Source organism: Haemophilus sp. HMSC061E01, from assembly GCF_001810345.1.
Taxonomy (GTDB): Bacteria; Pseudomonadota; Gammaproteobacteria; order Enterobacterales; family Pasteurellaceae; genus Haemophilus_D.
In genome coordinates, this window is the sequence record NZ_KV801015.1 from 317,559 (window position 1) to 336,738 (window position 19,180).

Annotated in this window: 21 protein-coding genes; 7 read left to right on the top strand and 14 right to left on the bottom strand. The window is 40.1% G+C overall.

Features of this window, described 5'->3' with window-relative positions; all coding sequences use genetic code 11:
- The first annotated feature begins 29 nt into the window (after window positions 1-29).
- From HMPREF2732_RS07435 to HMPREF2732_RS07455, 5 genes are all read left to right on the top strand, one after another.
- Complete coding sequence (locus HMPREF2732_RS07435; protein WP_070592287.1) at window positions 30-638, top strand: TIGR04211 family SH3 domain-containing protein; 609 nt, start codon at window positions 30-32, stop codon at window positions 636-638.
- A 61-nt stretch (window positions 639-699) separates the two neighbouring features.
- Complete coding sequence (locus HMPREF2732_RS07440) at window positions 700-1,944, top strand: multifunctional CCA addition/repair protein (RefSeq protein WP_070592288.1); 1,245 nt, start codon at window positions 700-702, stop codon at window positions 1,942-1,944.
- 64 nt (window positions 1,945-2,008) lie between these two features.
- The gene (gene lolB, locus HMPREF2732_RS07445) at window positions 2,009-2,632 is read left to right on the top strand and encodes a lipoprotein insertase outer membrane protein LolB (RefSeq protein ID WP_049365960.1); all 624 of its coding nucleotides are present in this window, start codon (window positions 2,009-2,011) and stop codon (window positions 2,630-2,632) included.
- Window positions 2,632-3,555 carry a 4-(cytidine 5'-diphospho)-2-C-methyl-D-erythritol kinase gene (gene ispE, locus HMPREF2732_RS07450; RefSeq protein ID WP_070592289.1) on the top strand — a complete coding sequence of 308 codons (924 nt, stop codon included), beginning with the start codon at window positions 2,632-2,634 and terminating at the stop codon, window positions 3,553-3,555. Before lolB ends, ispE begins: the two co-directional genes overlap by 1 nt.
- 1 nt (window position 3,556) lies before the next feature.
- The gene (locus tag HMPREF2732_RS07455; RefSeq protein ID WP_005698775.1) at window positions 3,557-4,504 is read left to right on the top strand and encodes a ribose-phosphate pyrophosphokinase; all 948 of its coding nucleotides are present in this window, start codon (window positions 3,557-3,559) and stop codon (window positions 4,502-4,504) included.
- 321 nt (window positions 4,505-4,825) lie between these two features.
- Here the strand turns inward: HMPREF2732_RS07455 and mdh are convergent, their stop codons facing one another.
- Window positions 4,826-5,761 (bottom strand): malate dehydrogenase, encoded by a 936-nt coding sequence (gene mdh, locus HMPREF2732_RS07460; protein WP_049365962.1) that lies wholly within the window; start codon window positions 5,759-5,761, stop codon window positions 4,826-4,828.
- Between the two features lie 186 nt (window positions 5,762-5,947).
- Between mdh and argR the strand changes: the two genes are divergently transcribed.
- Complete coding sequence (argR, locus tag HMPREF2732_RS07465) at window positions 5,948-6,403, top strand: transcriptional regulator ArgR (RefSeq protein WP_005698809.1); 456 nt, start codon at window positions 5,948-5,950, stop codon at window positions 6,401-6,403.
- Entirely contained in the window at window positions 6,403-7,287 is an 885-nt protein-coding gene (locus HMPREF2732_RS07470; protein ID WP_070592290.1) for a TIGR01777 family oxidoreductase, read from the top strand. Before argR ends, HMPREF2732_RS07470 begins: the two co-directional genes overlap by 1 nt.
- Window positions 7,288-7,334: 47 nt before the next feature.
- Here HMPREF2732_RS07470 and folC read toward each other — a convergent pair whose 3' ends face one another.
- The 13 genes from folC to HMPREF2732_RS07530 all read right to left on the bottom strand — a co-directional run bounded on the left by folC (window position 7,335) and on the right by HMPREF2732_RS07530 (window position 19,179).
- Entirely contained in the window at window positions 7,335-8,639 is a 1,305-nt protein-coding gene (folC, locus tag HMPREF2732_RS07475; RefSeq protein WP_070592481.1) for a bifunctional tetrahydrofolate synthase/dihydrofolate synthase, read from the bottom strand.
- 4 nt (window positions 8,640-8,643) lie between these two features.
- A complete protein-coding gene (gene accD / locus HMPREF2732_RS07480) occupies window positions 8,644-9,534 on the bottom strand; it encodes an acetyl-CoA carboxylase, carboxyltransferase subunit beta (RefSeq protein ID WP_049365964.1) in 891 nt (296 codons plus the stop codon).
- A 65-nt stretch (window positions 9,535-9,599) separates the two neighbouring features.
- The gene (gene truA / locus HMPREF2732_RS07485; RefSeq protein ID WP_070592291.1) at window positions 9,600-10,394 is read right to left on the bottom strand and encodes a tRNA pseudouridine(38-40) synthase TruA; all 795 of its coding nucleotides are present in this window, start codon (window positions 10,392-10,394) and stop codon (window positions 9,600-9,602) included.
- A gap of 335 nt (window positions 10,395-10,729) precedes the next feature.
- On the bottom strand, window positions 10,730-11,413 hold the full coding sequence (locus HMPREF2732_RS07490; RefSeq protein ID WP_070592292.1) for a hypothetical protein: 684 nt from the start codon (window positions 11,411-11,413) through the stop codon (window positions 10,730-10,732).
- Window positions 11,413-11,901 carry a hypothetical protein gene (locus HMPREF2732_RS07495; protein WP_070592293.1) on the bottom strand — a complete coding sequence of 163 codons (489 nt, stop codon included), beginning with the start codon at window positions 11,899-11,901 and terminating at the stop codon, window positions 11,413-11,415. The genes HMPREF2732_RS07490 and HMPREF2732_RS07495 overlap by 1 nt, the downstream gene beginning before the upstream one ends.
- Before the next feature lies 1 nt (window position 11,902).
- Complete coding sequence (locus HMPREF2732_RS09990) at window positions 11,903-12,037, bottom strand: hypothetical protein (RefSeq protein WP_261673769.1); 135 nt, start codon at window positions 12,035-12,037, stop codon at window positions 11,903-11,905.
- On the bottom strand, window positions 12,034-12,369 hold the full coding sequence (locus tag HMPREF2732_RS09705; protein WP_083304364.1) for a hypothetical protein: 336 nt from the start codon (window positions 12,367-12,369) through the stop codon (window positions 12,034-12,036). Before HMPREF2732_RS09705 ends, HMPREF2732_RS09990 begins: the two co-directional genes overlap by 4 nt.
- Window positions 12,370-12,433: 64 nt before the next feature.
- Entirely contained in the window at window positions 12,434-12,727 is a 294-nt protein-coding gene (locus tag HMPREF2732_RS07505; RefSeq protein WP_070592294.1) for a hypothetical protein, read from the bottom strand.
- Window positions 12,728-12,735: 8 nt separating this feature from the next.
- Window positions 12,736-16,818: a TipJ family phage tail tip protein gene (locus tag HMPREF2732_RS07510; protein ID WP_070592295.1), complete on the bottom strand. Its 4,083-nt coding sequence runs from the start codon at window positions 16,816-16,818 to the stop codon at window positions 12,736-12,738.
- Between the two features lie 2 nt (window positions 16,819-16,820).
- Window positions 16,821-17,462 (bottom strand): tail assembly protein, encoded by a 642-nt coding sequence (locus HMPREF2732_RS07515; RefSeq protein WP_070592296.1) that lies wholly within the window; start codon window positions 17,460-17,462, stop codon window positions 16,821-16,823.
- Window positions 17,405-18,139 carry a C40 family peptidase gene (locus HMPREF2732_RS07520; protein WP_070592297.1) on the bottom strand — a complete coding sequence of 245 codons (735 nt, stop codon included), beginning with the start codon at window positions 18,137-18,139 and terminating at the stop codon, window positions 17,405-17,407. The genes HMPREF2732_RS07515 and HMPREF2732_RS07520 overlap by 58 nt, the downstream gene beginning before the upstream one ends.
- Before the next feature lie 3 nt (window positions 18,140-18,142).
- Complete coding sequence (locus HMPREF2732_RS07525) at window positions 18,143-18,853, bottom strand: phage minor tail protein L (RefSeq protein ID WP_070592298.1); 711 nt, start codon at window positions 18,851-18,853, stop codon at window positions 18,143-18,145.
- Window positions 18,853-19,179, bottom strand: coding sequence for a phage tail protein (locus HMPREF2732_RS07530; protein WP_070592299.1), 327 nt, complete (start codon window positions 19,177-19,179; stop codon window positions 18,853-18,855). Before HMPREF2732_RS07530 ends, HMPREF2732_RS07525 begins: the two co-directional genes overlap by 1 nt.
- Window position 19,180 lies beyond the last annotated feature (1 nt).

A 19,180-nucleotide genomic window follows, 5' to 3' on the forward strand; every position in this document is an offset into this window, starting at 1 on the left:
GCACTTTCTTCATGAATCTAGGAAGTATTATGTCAAAAGTGAGCAAACTTTTATTTTTTTGTGTTCTATTGGGCTCAACCATTGGAACAGTTCAAGCTGAAACGCAATATGTGACAGAAAATCTGAACACCTATTTACGCCGTGGTGCAGGTGATCAATTTAAGATCGCGGGGGCAATCCAATCTGGCGAAGCGGTAACAGTCTTGGAACAACAAGGAAAATACACCCTAATTCGTGATAATAAAAATCGTGAAGCTTGGATTTTAACTTCTGAACTAAGTACTACACCAAGTAGCCGTGAAGAAAATCCGAAATTAAAAGCACAGGTACAAGAATTAACGTTAAAACTGAATCGCGTCGATTCAGATTGGCAACAACGTACAAACGAAATTCAACGCCGTAGTAAACAAGCGGAACAACAAAGCAGTGAATTGCTTGAGCAAAATTCACAACTTAAACGTGAATTAGAAATGACGAAAAATAAAAATCGTGATTTAGAAGCGATGCTTGATGCTAATAAACGCGAAATTGCAATTCAATGGTTTATTTATGGCGGTTCTGTGTTAGGCGTAGGTTTGTTAATCGGTCTTGTATTACCTCACATTTTACCTAGACGTAAACGCCGTGATAGCTGGTAATGATTCATCATTGAGGTAGGCATTTGCCTACCTTTTCTTTATATTTTGACGGGAGAGCAAAATGGAAATTTATCTTGTCGGCGGTGCTGTACGTGATCAACTTTTAGGTTTGCCGATTAAAGATCGTGATTGGGTTGTCGTGGGTGCGACACCAGAAATGTTGTTAGCTCAAGGTTACCAACAAGTTGGCAAAGACTTCCCCGTTTTTCTCAATCCTGAAAACCATGAAGAATATGCACTTGCTCGTACAGAACGAAAATCAGGTAAAGGTTACACCGGATTTATTTGTGATTTTTCAGATGAGATTACGCTTGAACAAGATTTAATTCGCCGAGATCTTACTATCAATGCTATTGCCCAAGACAAAGATGGCAAGCTGCACGATCCTTATCATGGTGTAGAGGATATTTATCAACGTATTTTACGTCATATTTCACCTACTTTTGCTGAAGATCCACTGCGTGTATTACGTGTTGCACGCTTTGCGGCTCGCTTTCATCATTTAGGTTTTTCTATTGCCGAAGAAACCCTTAAATTAATGGCTGAACTCACTGAACAAGGTGAACTCGCCCACCTAACTGCTGAGCGAGTTTGGATGGAAACAGAAAAAGCATTAAACGAACCGAATCCTGAAATTTATTTTGAAACACTACATCAAGTCGGCGCACTCAAAATACTTTTCCCTGAGATTTCCGCCTTAGACGGTGTACCGAATCCAGCCAAATACCATCCTGAAATTGACAGCTTTATTCATACCATGCTCGTATTGCAGCAAGCGGTTAAACTCACAGAAAATACCAATTTGAATAAAAGTGCGGTTCGTTTCGCTGCGATTTGTCATGATCTTGGAAAAGCCCTCACACCAAAAGAAATGTGGCCAAGTCATCATGGTCATGAAAAAGCAGGGATTAAACCAACTCGCTCATTATGCAAACGCCTTAGAGTGCCTAATTATATTCAAGAATTATCCGAGTTAACTTGTGAATATCACACGCATGTGCATAAAGCCTTAGAACTTCGCCCTGAAACAGTGGTGAAACTCTTTAATACGTTTGATGTTTGGCGTAAACCTCAGCGCTTCGAAGAATTTCTATTAGTATGTTTATCTGATACTCGCGGGCGAACGGGATTTGAAAATAAAGAATATCCGCAAATTGATTATCTCAAAATGCTTTATCAAGCCGCCCTTGCTGTTGATGTACAGCAAGTCATTGCAGATGGGTTTGAAAAACAAGGCATTCGAGATGAATTAACGCGTCGAAGAATTGCCGCGGTGAAAGCGGAGAAAACACGCTTAAATGCTTAATCCATCTTTACTAAAAGTAAACTAACCCTTACAATATGTGCAATTTTTTAGTAAATATTTTGTTATGAAATTATTAAAATCTCTTCTAGCACCTGTATTTGCAAGTGTGATCTTATCCGCTTGTACTCTTGATGCAGAGCGCCCAACCGATGTTCAACATATCGATAAAAACGATATTACGTGGCAACAGCACCTCAAAAAAATCAAACAAATTCAATCTTATAGCACCAAAGGACAAATTGGTTATATCAGTCCACAAGAGCGTTTTTCGAGCCGCTTTGAATGGCAATATCAAAACCCGAAAGCCTATAAGTTAAAACTTTATTCTCTGATCAGCAAAACAACGCTAACCATGGAAATGCATCCAAATGGCATGACCATTTCAGATAATAAAGGCAACCAACAATCGGATAAAAACGCCAAATTATTGTTACGCGAAATCATCGGAATGGATGTGCCATTAGAGCATTTATCTTATTGGTTAAAAGGTCAGCCAGCGGATAACGCGGATTATCAAGTTGGAACTAATCATCTTTTATCCGAATTTAGCTACCCGCTTGATGGTTCGATTTGGACAGCTGATTATCTAAGCTATCATCCAGATAATTCGATGCCTGAAAATATTCTGTTAAAGAATAAAAGTACATCACAAACCCTAAAAATTCGTGTGGATGAATGGGCGTTCTAATGAAAACACATCACTTTTCAACCGCACTTTCAACTTCTCTTGGAAAGCCTAACCGCTTTCCAAGCCCCGCAAAACTCAATTTATTTCTCTATATAAACGGTAAACTGCCAAACGGCTACCACGAATTACAAACGCTTTTCCAATTTCTTGATTTCGGCGATTGGCTCACCATTGATATTCGCCAAGATAAACAAATCCACATCACACCAGAAATTCCTGGCTTACCTCTAGAACAAAATTTAATCTATCGTGCAGCGACACTACTACAGGAAAAAACAGGCTGTACGCTCGGTGCCACAATTCATTTAGATAAAATTCTGCCAATGGGCGGGGGTATTGGTGGCGGTTCATCCAATGCGGCAACTACCCTCCTTGCTTTAAACTATTTATGGCAAACCCATTTATCCATTGATGAACTTGCTGAGCTTGGGCTAAAACTCGGAGCTGATGTGCCCATCTTTGTTCATGGCCAAGCGGCTTTTGCAGAAGGTGTAGGTGAAAAAATCCAATACTGTGAACCTCAAGAAAAATATTATGTGGTACTAAAACCAGAAACTGCGATTTCTACTGCAGTGGTCTTTAGTGATCCCGATTTGCCTCGCAATACAGAAAAAAGATCCCTTGCCGAACTTTTGAATCAACCGTTTGCAAACGATTGCGAAAAAGTCGTGCGAACTCAATATCCTGAAGTTGAAAAAGCCCTACTATGGTTGCTACAATATGCACCAGCCAGATTAACCGGAACCGGGGCTTGCGTTTTTGCTGAATTTGATGATGAAAAATCAGCACAAGCTGTTTTCCAACAAAAACCGAAGGAATTTTTCGGCTTTATTGCTAAAGGATTAAACGTTTCACCATTACATGTGATGTTGAAACAACTCTCGACCAACCAATCTATCTACACTCAACCTGAGGTTATATAAAATGCCAGACATTAAACTCTTTGCTGGAAATGCTACGCCTGAGCTAGCGAAAAAGATTTCTGAACGTCTTTACATTTCATTAGGCGATGCCACTGTTGGACGCTTTAGCGATGGTGAAATCCAAGTGCAAATTAATGAAAATGTGCGTGGTGCAGACGTGTTTATTATTCAATCTACTTGTGCACCAACGAATGACAACCTGATGGAATTGATTGTAATGGTTGATGCTTTACGTCGTGCATCTGCCGGCCGTATTACTGCCGTTGTTCCTTATTTTGGCTATGCTCGTCAAGATCGTCGTGTGCGTTCTGCTCGTGTTCCAATCACTGCAAAAGTGGTGGCAGATTTACTTTCAACTGTAGGGATTGACCGCGTATTAACTTGTGACTTACACGCAGAGCAAATCCAAGGTTTCTTTGATGTACCAGTTGATAACGTATTCGGTTCACCGGTTTTACTTGATGACATCTTGAAGAAAACGGATCTTGTCAATCCTATCGTTGTTTCTCCGGATATCGGTGGTGTTGTTCGTGCTCGTGCAGTAGCGAAATTATTAAATGATACAGAGATGGCGATTATCGATAAACGTCGTCCACGTGCAAACGTATCACAAGTTATGCATATTATCGGGGATGTTGCAGATCGTGATTGTATCCTTGTGGATGATATGATTGATACAGGTGGTACATTATGTAAAGCGGCTGAAGCATTAAAAGAACGCGGTGCAAAACGCGTATTTGCTTACGCAACTCACGCCGTATTCTCTGGTGCAGCAGCACAACACTTAGCGAGCGATGCCATTGATGAAATCGTGGTAACGGATACTGTGCCACTTTCACCTGAAATGAAAGCGCTTGGTAAAGTACGCGTGCTGACTCTTTCAACTATGCTTGCTGAAGCAATTCGTCGTATCAGCAATGAAGAATCTATTTCAGCAATGTTTGAATAATTCTTTCGCTTAGTATTCATTTAAAAGTGCGGTCAGAAAATCCAGTGTTTTTTGACCGCACTTTTTTATGCTTTGGCTAAAAATAAGGCAAAAAAAAGTGCCCCACTGGGGCACTACTCGGAAAGCAAAATAGATGTCGGCTATTTAAAAATAGCACTTGTTTTTAGTGATTTAAGAATACGGCAAAGTCCTTTATATTGCAAATAGCAATGTTCAAATTTGTGAGCTAAATCACGCTTTTTCTTCACTTTTTTATGTTTAATCGTTTTCGTATAAAAAAAGAGGAGCATACAGCTCCTCTTCTCTAGAAATAGAATTAAATTAACCGTTAATAAATTTTTCACCTAATTCAATATCTGCACGCAATGTTGGTAACATTGCTTCTAAAGCTTCTTGTTCAAATCTGCTTAAGGTACCGATTGGTAAAATTTCTTCTACACCTTCTTTACCTAAACGTACTGGTTGAGCGAAGAAACGTGCGTATTTGCCATCACCTTCTACATAAGTACATTCAACCACAGTTTCGCCACTTAAGCCTTTCACTAATGAACGCGCAAAACGTGCCGCAGCTTGAGCCATAGAAAGTGTCGCAGAACCGCCACCTGCTTTTGCTTCAACCACTTCAGTACCTGCATTTTGGATACGTTTTGTTAATGGTGCAATTTCCTCTTCTTTCCACTCAGCATATTGAACTTGTGAAAGTAATGGAAGAATAGTTACACCTGAGTGGCCGCCAATTACCGGTACGCTTGTACGAGAAACATTTAAGCCTTTTAATTCAGATACGAATGTTTCAGAACGTAACACGTCTAAAGTAGTGACACCGAATAATTTACGTTTGTCGTAAACACCCGCTTTTTTCAATACTTCTGCAGCAATCGCAACAGTCGTGTTCACAGGGTTGGTGATAATACCTACACAAGCTTTTGGACAAGTTTTTGCAACATGTTCAATTAAGTTACGCACGATACCCGCATTAATATTGAAAAGATCTGAACGATCCATACCCGGTTTACGTGCTACCCCTGCAGAAATTAAAACGACATCAGCACCTTTAAGTGCAGGTGTTGGATCTTCTCCCGCAAAACCTTCTACTTTCACCGCTGTTGGAATATGACTCACATCTTTAGCCACACCTGGTGTCACTGGTGCAATATCATAAAGTGCTAATTCACTTTCAGCGGGTAATTGTAATTTAAGTAATAAGGCTAATGCTTGACCAATACCGCCTGCTGCGCCTAATACTGCAACTTTCATAAAATACTCCTCATGTATTAATTAATCCTAACTAGGTAGAATTTTAAAGTCTTAGCCATTAAATTACAAACAGAGAAATTCAATAATGAGATCTAGCTCAAACTTTTCAAACTGTAAATTTATTTTAATTGCTTAAAATGAATTTTTATGCAATTCTTATGCAAATTCCCCTATATGAGAATAACTATGTCAGATCAATTAACAAAAGCATTTAAAGAACTGCTCCATCAAGAACGATTTGCTTCTCAGAGTGAAATTGTTGACGCCTTAAAAAACCAAGGATTTCAAAGCATTAACCAGTCTAAAGTTTCACGCATGCTAAGTAAATTTGGTGCAGTTCGTGCTAGAAATACGAAAATGGAAATGGTGTATTGCTTACCAAGCGAATTAAGTGTCCCAGCCACCAGCAGTCCATTGAAAAATCTGGTTTTGGATATTGATCACAATGATTTCGTTATCGTCATTAAAACCTCTCCAGGTGCGGCGCAGTTGATTGCTCGCTTATTGGATTCCATTGGTAAACCCGAAGGTATTTTGGGCACGATTGCGGGAGATGACACTATTTTTGTGACACCAACAAAAGACACAACAATTAAATCGCTTTTAGGACAAATTCAAACGCTCTTTGAAAGCAATCTATAATGAATATCTTAGTGACCGGTGGAACCGGATTTGTTGGGAAACCCTTAGTTGAATCACTACTTTCACGTGGCGATAGCGTTACTGTATTAACTCGCTCTATTGAAAAAGCCCAAACTATTTTTCCTGAAAAAACACCACAATTTTTGACCGCACTTTCAACACTCAAAGACTTAAATGCCTTTGATGCGGTCATAAATCTTGCTGGAGAACCCATCTTTGATAAAAAATGGACTGTTCAACAAAAAGAGAAACTGCGTCACAGTCGTATTGATTTAACCCAACAGATTGTTCAACTCATTAACCAAAGTGAACATCCGACTGTATTGATTTCAGGTTCAGCAACCGGAATTTATGGAGACGGTGGCGAAGATGTACTCACCGAAAATTCGTATCCAAGTAGTCAATTTACCGCACAACTTTGTATTGATTGGGAAAATGCAGCCAAACAAGCCAACACAAGAGTCTGTTTAGTCAGAACGGGATTAGTGCTTTCTCCAAATGGCGGTGCTTTTGCCAAAATCCTTCCTCTCTATCGCTTCGGATTAGGCGGCAAATTAGGGAATGGTGAGCAATATTGGAGTTGGATTGCATTAGAGGATATGGTAGAAGGTCTTCTCTTCTTACTTGACCATAATGATTGTGAAGGTGTATTTAATTTTACTGCGCCACATCCTGTTAAAAACAATACATTCAACCAATTATTAGGTCAAGCATTACATCGTCCTTGTTTTGCTCAAGTGCCTCAATTTTTACTCACTTCTCTTCTCGGTGAACGCGCTTGCATTCTATTAGACAGTCAGAATGCCTATCCAAAACATTTGTTAGATTGCGGATTTACATTCCAATACTCAGAATTAAGTGATTACTTTCACAAAATACTTTAAAAAACAAAAGGCTGGTCAAAACCAGCCTTTATTATTTTCCATCGCCATTAGGCTAAATATTCTAAAAATTCCCCTACCGTGTGGAAGGATCCAAATACCAGCACAATGTCATTTTTACCCGCTTCTTTAACCGCACTTTGTACACCTTCAGCTACAAAATCTTCAGAAACACTTTTTGCTGATGGGCAAACTGTTGTTAATTTTGCATTTAGGTCATCGCCAGATTGACCACGGTAACCGCCTAATGTGACACAATACCATTGGTCAATAACAGATGTCAGTTGGTTAAACACCGACTCCGCATCTTTATCTTTCAGCATACCGCAAACAGCAATGATGCGACCTGATATTTGTGCTTTAAGTGCGGTCAATTTTTCGGCTAAATATTTTGCCGCATGAGGATTATGCCCCACATCGATGATCACTTTTGGTAACTGTGAATAAGGGACATTCAAGCGTTCTGCCAGTTTTTCTAGCTGATTACCTTTCAATTGTTGGAAACGACCAACTAATTCCACTTCAATTAATGAACGTTTAATGGTCTCGACAGAAATATCAAAAGGTAATTGCTCAACAGCCGCCAAAGCGGTTGCTGCATTGGCTAATGGAATTTGGCAAAACGGCAAATTTTCTAACCGCACTTTGTTGCTCTGCCACATCCAAGTTTGCTCATTGGCTTTAAACGACCAAGTAACATCTCGACGTGAAACGTAGCAATGTAATTTCTCCGCTTGTTCTAACATAGGTTGCGGAACATTGGGTTCGCCAATTACAACCGGTTTGTTTGCGCGGAAAATACCTGCTTTTTCAAAGCTAATTTCTTCACGTGTTGAACCTAGAAAATCCGTATGATCAATATCGATACTGGTGATAACGGCCAGATCATTATCGACAATATTGGTTGCGTCCAAACGCCCACCAAGCCCTACCTCAAGAATCACAACATCAAGTTTCGCTTGTTTGAATAAATGCAAAGCCGACAACGTGCTAAATTCAAAATAAGTGAGGGATTGCGTTTTATGCTTTTCGATGAAATCAAAAGAGGCGGTATGCATTTCATCCGGCAAGTCTTGATTTTGAATACGAACCCGCTCGTTATAACGCAATAAATGAGGGGAAGAATACACACCCACACGCAAACCGTGATTTAACAAAATGGTTTCGAGCAAACGGCAAGTCGTGCCTTTACCATTTGTGCCCCCTACCGTGATCACATAAGGTGCGGGATTCAAAAGATCCAATTCTTCTGCCACCGATTTAATACGATCCAACCCTAAATCAATCGCTTTGAAGTGACTGTTTTCCAAATAAGAAAGCCACTCAGCGAGTGGCGAAGTGGCTTTTAAATTCATTGTATTAGGCATTTTCAACAACTTCTACTTCAACAAAAGGTGAAGGTTGATTGGTGAGTTTGCTTAAAAGGTTTCCAAGGGTTGAACGCATTTCTGAACGTTTCACGATCATATCAATCGCCCCTTTCTCAAGTAAGAATTCACTACGTTGGAAGCCTTCTGGCAATTTCTCACGTACAGTTTGTTCGATAACACGTGGACCTGCAAAACCAATTAATGCTTTTGGCTCAGCGATGTTCACATCACCTAACATGGCAAAACTTGCTGAAACGCCACCTAATGTTGGATCCGTTAATACCGAAATAAACGGCACGCCTTTTTCACGCATTTTTGCTAACACCGCACTGGTTTTCGCCATTTGCATTAAGGAGAAAAGTGCTTCTTGCATACGTGCACCACCACTAGCAGAGAAACAAACAAACGGACAATTTAATTCCATTGCTTTTTCTGCCGCTTTCACAAATTTTGCACCCACAACCGATCCCATTGAGCCACCCATGAAGCTAAAGTTTGAAGCAGCAACAACAATAGGCATATTGTAAAGTGTACCGGTCATTGTAATTAACGCATCTTTTTCGCCCGTTTCTTTTTGAGCTGCAGTGATACGATCTTTATATTTTTTTAAATCTTTAAATTTAAGAATATCTTTTGGTTCTAAATCAGCCGATAATTCTTGGCTTGAACCTTCATCTAACAAGGCTAAAAGGCGCTCACGAGCATCAATACGCATATGATGACCGCATTTTGGACAAACATATAAATTACGTTTTACTTCTTCACCGTAAAGAACTTGTTCACAAGAGGTACATTTTGTCCAAACCCCTTCTGGTACGTTAGCTTTACGTGATGCAGAGGAAGAGGTTCCTTTGCTAAAAATTCTATCAATCCAGCTCATTTTTTACCTTTTTTATTAACTAGAAAAGTTTGCGTATTTAATCATAATTTAGCGAAATTTGCTAGTCAGATGAGATTATCTTCTAAAAACAATGGCCCTAAATTTTTCTGTGGAATCGCAAATTTTTCAGGGTAAATCACATTGACTAAATACAGGCCTTCGGGTTTCGCTGTTGGCGAGGCTAATTTACGATCTTTTTGCTCTAACAACCATTTCATCCACTCAACAGGTTGATTGCCTGCACCAACTTCAATCAAGCTTCCCACAATGTTGCGTACCATATGATGCACAAAAGCATTAGCTTGAATATCCACAATAACGTACCGCCCTTTTCGCACCACGTTTAAATGATGCACATTTCGCCAAGGGGTATTTGATTGACATTGTGCCGCGCGGAAAGAGGAAAAATCATTTTCACCCAATAAGAACTGCCCAGCTTGGTGCATTTTCTTTTCGTCTAAATCTAAATGGCAATGGGTAATCCCTTCCGGCAAAATGGCTGAACGTAATTTATTGCAATACAAGATATAACGATAACGACGCGCGGTTGCCGAAAAACGGGCGTGAAATTCATCATCCACCACTTTTGCCCAACTCACTGAAATGTCATCAGGTAAATTCGCGTTCGTACCAAATGCCCATGCTTTTTCGGGGCGAACTGCTGTAGTTTCAAAATGCACCACTTGTCCTGTGCCATGAACACCAGAATCTGTTCTGCCCGCACAAAACACTTCAATTTTTTCATTTGCCACGAAAGATAACGCTTTTTCTAATTCTTCTTGTACACTGTGCACTTTCTCTTGTCGCTGCCAGCCACAATATTGTTTTCCGTTATATTCAATGCCTAAGGCTATCTTCATTGGAAAATACTCCTAAAACGATTTCAAATTTGACCGCACTTTGCCCGAAAAGAAAAAACACCAATAATTCAACATTATTGGTGTTCTTATCACAAGCTAAAAATTAAGCACGTTTGAAGTCAAAACGTACAAATTTTAAAACACCAAATTTAAATCAATAAAATCAGATTATTATGTGTCTGTAATATTGTTTATTTCCGAAACTTTACATATTTTTCCGAAACCACGAAAGTTACAGGGCTGTAATAATGCCATAAAATAAGGCGTAAAGACATTCGGATATTATAAAATGTCTATTACGCCCCAAATATGGAAGAAGTTGCTGAACTTCTAGATTAAGGCAGTGCATCAGGGAACGGGTCATCTGTTATCCAACTGATGACAGGCATCCTCATGTAATCAAGGTCGGCTGTCGGCACTTTGTCCCTGAACCTTAATTCAATATAAGCTCTATCGCCTATACTAGCAACATACACAGTAGCAATCTCATCACCGTCATCGCTATAAAATGGAAGCATAATGGGTGTGCGTGTACGGAAGCCGACTGGTATTCTTGGAGGGGGTAAAATATCCATTCGCTTGGCGTGATTTTTCCTCGTGAATTTAGGATTACTGCTCCCGTAAAAAGAAATAGTGTCCCAACGCCCCGCATAGAAAGAACACTCAACTCTGTTATTCACTCGTCTTAAATGAATAGCCCCTTCTTTAATATTTACAGAAATTTTAGATAGTCGTCTAATACCTGTATCACCCGATATAACAGTCCACTGTCCATTTTGCTTTTGCCATAGGTATGCTCCAACGCCCGCACCGTTTGTTGAGTTGTAGATAGTTCCGTTTGGCTCGCTACCTGTAATCTTTTCTCTAGTGGTCTCTGGTTTATCAGGTCGTCCAATTCCAGTAATTATCATCGAATTACTGGATTGACTGCCACCACTCTCTGGAATTTTCTTCTCAATTCGCTTAATTTCAGTTCCCATGAATTCAGCGAATTCTGATATATTCGCTTGGAATGCCATTATTTATTGTAACCTCTGTTGTAAGCTTCTTTTAAATTCAACCCGTCAAGAACTGTATTTTTCTGAATTAATAGCATTAATGATTCATTAGTTTGTGAGATTTTTTGAATGAGTTTATTCAATCCATCTTCACCCGTTTTCATACCGTTTAACGCATCAGCAAGCTCTTTGATAGTGTCTAATTCTGCCGCAACATTGCCACCCAAGATTTCGCTTTTCGCATCGGTTTTTGCTTTATCTACAAGCTCAAGGATTTTCTTAGCGGATAAGGTTGAAGTTTCATTGGTTGCACTGTCGTTAATGCCTGCCGCACTACCAGATAGGCTTCTTATGGATTGAAATAATTCATTGATTGCACCAACAAGATCTGTTTTTTCTGTCGTGCTTAAAGTTGTTAGGTTGCCGATAAGTTTAGTAATTTCCTTATCTTTCTCACCCACAAATTCAGCAAATGTTGTGAGCGTTTGATAAAATTCAGGTCTTGCCATGTTATAAAGCTCCTATATTATAAAAAGTTTTTAATTCTTCGAAAGTTGGGATTTTTGGTTTATCGCCAATCTCTTTTATTAAACGCACTTTAACCTTGATATTAGGTCTTGAGCGTTTAACTAATCTAATAATCATCTCGCCTCCGTTATATCGTGGATAAGCGTGAATTCACCGCCTGCGAGTGTTCTAATTAATCCTTGCGGACTGGTGCATTGCAAATCCCAGCTTGCAGTATCCCACTTCGCCCCTAGCGTTTTATCGTGTGATAACGTAACTGTAACTAAATTTTCACTAACAGTGATTTCCCCTGTTTCAGTTGATAACTTGATAATCTCGCCTTTCTTTGGCTCAATCCACATATCAAACTTACTTCCAGTTAAATCACTCTTCAGTTCGTCATCTTCCAGTATTTCGAAAGTCCACCCGTCATCATCACCACGCACTGTTTCTAGCTCAATGTTTTCCATTTTTGCTCCAATAAAAAACCGCACGATGATTGCTCAAAGTGCGGTTGATTTTAGTTAAGATTGATTAGATTACGATTTGACCATTTTCTTTTAGATAAGCATAAATCCGTTCTAAATCAATTTGCTCTGTTGTTTTGCCAATATCATCTTTGGTTAATGGCTTTTTCATCAGCTCTTTGGCTGCTACTGCATCAATCCATTTGTAATCAGAGATGATAGGCGTGAAGTTAGTTACAGAACCGTCACTATCTTCGCCAGTACCCAATACATACTTTGCGTTGATTGAGCCATCTTCCTGTTTGGAGTATGCGGCGATAGCTGAATACATTGGATTTAAGATTTTGTTGAATGTTGTCATGTTTACTCCTAACCTTGTGTCATTGTTGTTGTGTTTGAAACTGCGTATGCCGCAATACAGATTTTTGGTCTACCACCACCGACATCAAAAAACTCTGGCGGTAAATTTTTATTAAAATGCGTGTACAAATACCTGTGCGATTGATTAGCCTCAACCGTGAATGTTTTATGCGAATTAACAATGAAAAAAATTCGCTTAACAGGTGATGGGGATATGTTTATCCACACTTGATACCCGGTACTTCCCCCGTGAACTGTAGCAATAAACACCTCGCACAAATTACCACCGACTAAATTGGTGACTTCTAGTGTGCCTGTAAATCTACCATTTACACCATCTAACCACGCACCTCGTATCGTACCACCCTCAACCGTTGAACCTCGAACGGTTGTGCCGCTGATTGTGCCACCAGTAATATTGTTACCATTGATATTATTACCGTTGATATTTGTACCTGTGATTTCCCCTGCTGTAATTCGTCCAATGTCCGAGCTAATAGCAGAAAGACTGTTCACATTTAACTTATCAGAAGTTAATGACCGTGTAGCAATATGCTCTGCCCCGATACTACCAACTGCAATGTGTTTAGCTGCTACCGCTCCAACTGCAATATTGTTGGCAGTTACGCTATCGGCTCCAAGTTGTCTAGTGGTGATTGAGTTTGTAACAATCGAACCGCCATCAATGGAGGTTATTGAAGTTTCTCGCCACTGGCTAGGGGTATTTTGATTTGGATTGACTTCTTCAAGCATAGCTCTAGCCATGTAATTATCTTGATAGGCTTGCTTATAACCAAATCTTGAAATACGGAAGATTAAGCAAACTACACCAGATTTAGGTGCGGTAAACTTAACAAAAGCTCGATGTGCATTGTTGACATCTAAACCATTAGCAAAGTGCGATGATGAGGCCTCATCAATTTCCTCATTATCATTAAGGTGTATATTGTCTCGTTCACCAAATAAACGACTTTCATTGAGCCAACGAATATAATTTTTACCGTCCGAACTATATTCTTCTGCTAATAAACGCCCTCCACAATGATGACAACCCACATAAGCCGAAAATATGTAGGTTTTGCCCTCTATAACATTCACTAATACACGAGCATTATCTACCCAGTGTTGATTAGTCTTACTGTCGTTAGCTAATCGTTGATAATCTGCTGCACTCCATCTAGCAAAACTAAAACTTTCATTTTTATATCGGTCATCATGTGGACGATAACCTGTGCTAGGGTTATATTGCAGATTTAGATAAGTAACACCTGTGCTACCTGCTGTCCAATAGTTTTCCAATCCCCCACTATACCAAACGAAACCGTACCAACCGTCAGAATTATTGGTAAATAATGGGTTTTTAAGTAAATTACCGCCAAGCCCCAAGGCTAATTTCTCGCCAGTGATTTGAGTAGCGGCAATATGTTCAGCTCGTACCGCTCCAGCTTGTAACGCCCCAGCTCCGATTGTGTTTGCACCAATTTGGTCAGCTTGCAACGTGCCGACTAATTGTGTTGTTTTAATACGGATTCCACTTGCATCAATACCATTCTCAAGGTACTTGCTACCATTCCATGTGTAGAGCTTACCGTCTGCGGTGTTATATACCTGTTTGTGACCTTGATATTCGCCAGTATTTAAACCATTGACTGTTTTAATTAAGTCAAGGTTACGAGCTGGTAGAGCTGTATCAATGACTTCGTTTACGATGTTTTGAGAGAGTTTTTTGTTTAATACCTCTAACTCTGCATCAATATCTACCGCACTTTCGCCACGCAGTCCGCTTTGTTGGCTAAATGGTCCAACGTTCACGCCTCGAGTATGTCTTAACCAGTAGTATCTAACCTGTTTAGCTCCAACCTCGTGCGAGTACATTTTCGCAGTAACTCTCGTTAAGCGTGTGGCTGTTTTAATATCATCAGTTTCGCTAACAAAAATCTCGGTAGCAGTGGCATCATTAATCCAATCCCATTCGATTGTGATATTGCCTAGTCCGCCTGTTACTCTTACGCCTGTCGGTGCTGGAGGTTTATCAATGACAAAGGTTTGCGTTCTTTCGCTTAGGACTTGACCTCGCTCATTTTTAACCAAGATTACAACGGTGTATTCACCATTCTCTAGACTATCTAGATTTAGATTTGGTGATGTTTGACCTAATCGGATATCGTACAATGCACCGTCTTTGTAGATGCGAAAATCATACTTGATAACACCGTTACCGCCTGTTACATCGCCAGCAAACGAAATACTACCGTCAGGATTAACAGTTACGCCAATATTGCTCACTTGCGGAACAGCAAGAATTGATGTTGCTTTAGGCTCAAACTTCGCACCATTATCAACAATCGCCTCTTTCTGTGGCTCGTGCTGCAAGGCTGTAATGGTATATTTACCTTTTGTCTCCTCTTTTACAGATAAAGCCTTAAATAACTGGCTTGTTACCTGTTGAGTGGACAACGACCATACACCGTAAGCCTCTAATCCAACTGGAGCTTGGTCTAAAGTAACTTCTGCACCATTTACAGAAACAATCTTAATATCTTGGTGTTTGGCTTGAGCGGTGATGTAACTGAAGTAACTATTGCCATTAATGGAGATTTCTCGGTCTAACGTAACTTTTTTACCGTTTACCGCCAAAACTCGACCACCAATATTTGTGCCTGCGTAATACGTATCAGCGACCTTGATAATATCACCAGGCACGTGCATTAAGCCCTCTGCGCCAACGACAAAGCTAACTGTTTTAGTCTCTAGTTTCTCGGTCTGTAATAACCATAAACCTGTTCGGTGAGCTTGCCCTCGAGAAGTACAACCAAAGGCAGTTATTTTCTTAACGTTTAAGCCATTTCTGCGGATTGATTCATCATCTGAAACATACTCAATCGCCTTTTCATAACCGTTATCCTTGTCTGCGTATTCGACTTGGATAGCATTGTGACGAGCTTTTTTAGCCGAGAAAGTATAGTTAAACTCACCTTTCTCCACATTTGCGTTTGTATAAGTCCAAACTGGATCTGACGGTCTATCCATTACAACTGTTAGTTGTTGACCGTTCCACACTGGCATCGCACGGAAGATTGAGCAAATATCATTAATCACATCATAAGCAGAACGTTGCTCAGTTAGCCACGCATTACAAGTAAATCGAGGTTCTTGGCCACCGAAACCGTCTGGCACTAATTGGTCACAATATTGAGATACTTGGTATAAAGCCCATTTGTCAGCCCCAAACTCGCCTAATCTATTGCCCAATCCGTAACGCTTGCTTGTGACTACATCGTATAAAATCCAAGCAGGGTTATCCGTCCAGTCGGTTTTAAACGTACCGTCCCACATTCCTGTGTATTTACGAGTGCGAGTGTCGTAATTGCTCGGCACTTTCACTCTCAAGCCTAATAAGTCATAGGTGCGAGCTGGGATATTACTAAAATACTCAGAATCAAACTTCACACCAATTAAGGCGGTGTTCGGATAGGTAAACTCCGTGTCGATAATCTCTGTGTAGCTTGACCAAACTGTATTGTTTTGAAGTCTTTGCGACTTACTATCCTCCGTTACTCGCTCAACCTTAACGGTAAACGGAACTGGAGGTAGATTGTCAAAAGTGTGTTGTTGTAAATATTGTGAGCTGTATTTGCCACTAATCGAAACTGGATAGGATTGTGAGCCGATAGTAATAACAAGCTCTACCGTTGTTCCTGTTGTGTCGCCATTTTCAGCTTGACTAAAAAGAGATTGAACGCCAATGGTTAATCTCAAACGAGAGACTTTATTGTCTGTAACGGTTCGTGTAATCGGTAAATTCTTTCTAACCTGCGTTCCAACACTGACTTCTTTTTCTGACGTATTGAAACCAGTAATTACATCTTGAACTTGACTACCAACTCGCCCCTCTAATTGGACGTTGTTAAAGTTATAAGAGCCGTCTTTGTTTTGGACTGGTGTATTATCAAAATAAACCGATTTCATTCCATCGGCTAAACCCTCAATCTCACCATCTGAAATTACATCAATGATTTTAACTAGCTGTTTACTTCGGCTTGTTTCTTTAGCCTCAACAGGCGTATGACCGCCGCCACCACCTTTACCCATTGCTAACTCCTATTTCTAAATCTTGGTACTATCTTTCCTTTCTTCTCTTCTGGCGGCTGTCGCTCAATATCCATCGTTTCAACGCCTTGTGAGATAATCAGTGAGCCAACTCTAATCCGTCCGTAAGCGAGAGGCATTGGGCGACCTTGAGCCGCCATATTCGAGAGGTTTGAAAAGCTGGTTGATTGTTTTTTCTCAGCATCTTTGCCAGTTGACATTGACGGCATTTTTGTGAGCATTTGAGCTACACCGCCCAATAACATTGATGCACCCACTCCACCAACCATCCAAGCGGCATTAGCACCGATAACACTAAATCCCAATGGTCCCAAGGCAAAAGCTGTTGCAATCAAAGCTACACCAGCAATCACGCCAAAAAGTCCACCACGTTTTGAGCCTTTCAATGTTGGGGTGAAATGCACCGTTGCATCATCTTTCAGCTTTTGATTTAATCCTTGCTCAAGATAGCGATTATCAAAGTAATCTCGCCCTACCCTTACAGTAAATAAGCCTTGCTGAATGAATTGTCTTAACTTTGGAATTTGACTGGTGAGGGCTTGAACTACTTCGGCTGGCGTTTTGCAATCTAACCTAAATTCAGATCCAAACTGTTTAAGGGAACCGTAAAATCTAACGTTGACCATTCTCTGTGTCTCCAAATGCTGTGCGTGTGTTTAAGCCAGTAACCATCGTACAAATCTCGCTTAGATAATCGTTTAGGTGCGTGATGAAGAACCATCTGTTCGCCTACATAAATCGCAGCGTGGTTTGGCACGTTCGCCCCAACACTAATCAAAATCACATCACCAACTTGAGGCTCTTTAACTTGCTCAAATCCTTGTTTTTCGATGTTGTCTAAGTAGAGATTTCCGCCCTCTTCCCACCAATAATCTTCACGCTCAAAATTAGGCATTTCATAACCTGATAGACGGTAGAAGTCTCTGAATATCGTGTAACAATCCATTTCACCGTGATTAAACTCACGACCGATTAAAAATGGGATTTTGTGGAAAATATGGATTTGCTCATCGCAAACTAGCCAAAAATCTAATTGACTGTAGAGTTGTGTTTGTAAGTCTGATTGAGAGAGTTTTGGCTCGCCTTGTGGGTGTGAATGGACCAATGCCACAATCTCGCCTTTCTCTGATGCGTTGATGTAATCTTCTGGCGTGATTTCAAAATGATTTCCCTTATCTTCTGCTACGTTTTCGCAAGGTATAAAGACTTTTTCACCGCCTACTAAAACAACAAAACCACAGCTTTCCTGTGGTTCTTTTAATTTTGAGTAACGGATTATTTCATTGTGTAGTTTTCCGTCCATTCTCTACCCCAATTTATCAACGCTAACAAATCCGCCATAGTTGTGCGTGTTGTTTCTTAGCTTACAGCCAGTTAACAAACCACTACATTTATCCTTTTTCGGGTCGTTTGTTGGTTGGTCTTTTTCATCCGCTACTGCTCGCCCTGTATAACCGCACTCAACGCCACGATACAACCAATTACAAGTAGAGGTAATCATTCGTCCGATTAATGCGTTATCCGTCTCTGACGGCAAGGCTAAAGTAAATTGAGCCACGTCTCGATTGAGTGAGGATAATTGCTCAATCAAGAAATAACTCAATACTTCTTGTGATGGGTCGGCTTGTTTATTGCCATCTACGAAATTAACCGCATCGAGATAGTGCATATAGACTAATCTTCGTCTAACAACACCACCTAAACACTGCTCAAAACGGTTACAAAGTGCGGTAATAAATCCACCAACATTCCCTAGTGTTAATGTCGGTCGGTTGCTTGGTCCACTACCTGACATCTCAAAGCCATCTGCTTTTACACCGAAAGGCTGATAAGTTTTACCTTGCCATACGATAGGCTGTGATTTTTCGTTAGTGCCAGCATAAAAGCGATATAATTCACCATTCATACCGTCAGCATCTTTTAAACCTCGCAAATCCACTTCAAACAGCTCAATCAGTGCATTTTGCTCCAGCTTGGCTAGGTCTAACTTAAATTTATTGCTAATTAGTTGTGGCATTATGGCACCTCAACAAAATCACAAGTAAACTCCGTGAAGTTTAAGCTCATTCTTGCTGGCCATTTACTGCAAATAACCTTGATATTCTTACCAGTAAACGGGTCTTTAAAGAAAAAAGGATGAATTCCTTTGTGTCGTTTAAAGAATTCATCCACTTCTAGGCGGTCTTTGTTTTTAACCTTAACCGATACAGAATAAGAACGGAGCAAACTATTGATGCCTTGTAGTTGGCGTTGAGTGTATCCATCGCCAAACTCAATCGTGTTTACAGTTGGCTCGTTATCAATCTGAAAATCAGGTCTAATGCACCATTTAAATGTTTCCATA

Excerpts from the sequence above, each read along its gene's own strand:
- HMPREF2732_RS07435 (WP_070592287.1), top strand. The coding sequence starts at position 30 with ATGTCAAAAGTGAGCAAACTTTTATTTTTTTGTGTTCTATTGGGCTCA.
- HMPREF2732_RS07440 (WP_070592288.1), top strand. The coding sequence starts at position 700 with ATGGAAATTTATCTTGTCGGCGGTGCTGTACGTGATCAACTTTTAGGT.
- lolB (WP_049365960.1), top strand. The coding sequence starts at position 2,009 with ATGAAATTATTAAAATCTCTTCTAGCACCTGTATTTGCAAGTGTGATC.
- ispE (WP_070592289.1), top strand. The coding sequence starts at position 2,632 with ATGAAAACACATCACTTTTCAACCGCACTTTCAACTTCTCTTGGAAAG.
- HMPREF2732_RS07455 (WP_005698775.1), top strand. The coding sequence starts at position 3,557 with ATGCCAGACATTAAACTCTTTGCTGGAAATGCTACGCCTGAGCTAGCG.
- mdh (WP_049365962.1), bottom strand. The coding sequence starts at position 5,761 with ATGAAAGTTGCAGTATTAGGCGCAGCAGGCGGTATTGGTCAAGCATTA.
- argR (WP_005698809.1), top strand. The coding sequence starts at position 5,948 with ATGTCAGATCAATTAACAAAAGCATTTAAAGAACTGCTCCATCAAGAA.
- HMPREF2732_RS07470 (WP_070592290.1), top strand. The coding sequence starts at position 6,403 with ATGAATATCTTAGTGACCGGTGGAACCGGATTTGTTGGGAAACCCTTA.
- folC (WP_070592481.1), bottom strand. The coding sequence starts at position 8,639 with ATGAATTTAAAAGCCACTTCGCCACTCGCTGAGTGGCTTTCTTATTTG.
- accD (WP_049365964.1), bottom strand. The coding sequence starts at position 9,534 with ATGAGCTGGATTGATAGAATTTTTAGCAAAGGAACCTCTTCCTCTGCA.
- truA (WP_070592291.1), bottom strand. The coding sequence starts at position 10,394 with ATGAAGATAGCCTTAGGCATTGAATATAACGGAAAACAATATTGTGGC.
- HMPREF2732_RS07490 (WP_070592292.1), bottom strand. The coding sequence starts at position 11,413 with ATGGCATTCCAAGCGAATATATCAGAATTCGCTGAATTCATGGGAACT.
- HMPREF2732_RS07495 (WP_070592293.1), bottom strand. The coding sequence starts at position 11,901 with ATGGCAAGACCTGAATTTTATCAAACGCTCACAACATTTGCTGAATTT.
- HMPREF2732_RS09990 (WP_261673769.1), bottom strand. The coding sequence starts at position 12,037 with ATGATTATTAGATTAGTTAAACGCTCAAGACCTAATATCAAGGTTAAA.
- HMPREF2732_RS09705 (WP_083304364.1), bottom strand. The coding sequence starts at position 12,369 with ATGGAAAACATTGAGCTAGAAACAGTGCGTGGTGATGATGACGGGTGG.
- HMPREF2732_RS07505 (WP_070592294.1), bottom strand. The coding sequence starts at position 12,727 with ATGACAACATTCAACAAAATCTTAAATCCAATGTATTCAGCTATCGCC.
- HMPREF2732_RS07510 (WP_070592295.1), bottom strand. The coding sequence starts at position 16,818 with ATGGGTAAAGGTGGTGGCGGCGGTCATACGCCTGTTGAGGCTAAAGAA.
- HMPREF2732_RS07515 (WP_070592296.1), bottom strand. The coding sequence starts at position 17,462 with ATGGTCAACGTTAGATTTTACGGTTCCCTTAAACAGTTTGGATCTGAA.
- HMPREF2732_RS07520 (WP_070592297.1), bottom strand. The coding sequence starts at position 18,139 with ATGGACGGAAAACTACACAATGAAATAATCCGTTACTCAAAATTAAAA.
- HMPREF2732_RS07525 (WP_070592298.1), bottom strand. The coding sequence starts at position 18,853 with ATGCCACAACTAATTAGCAATAAATTTAAGTTAGACCTAGCCAAGCTG.
- HMPREF2732_RS07530 (WP_070592299.1), bottom strand. The coding sequence starts at position 19,179 with ATGGAAACATTTAAATGGTGCATTAGACCTGATTTTCAGATTGATAAC.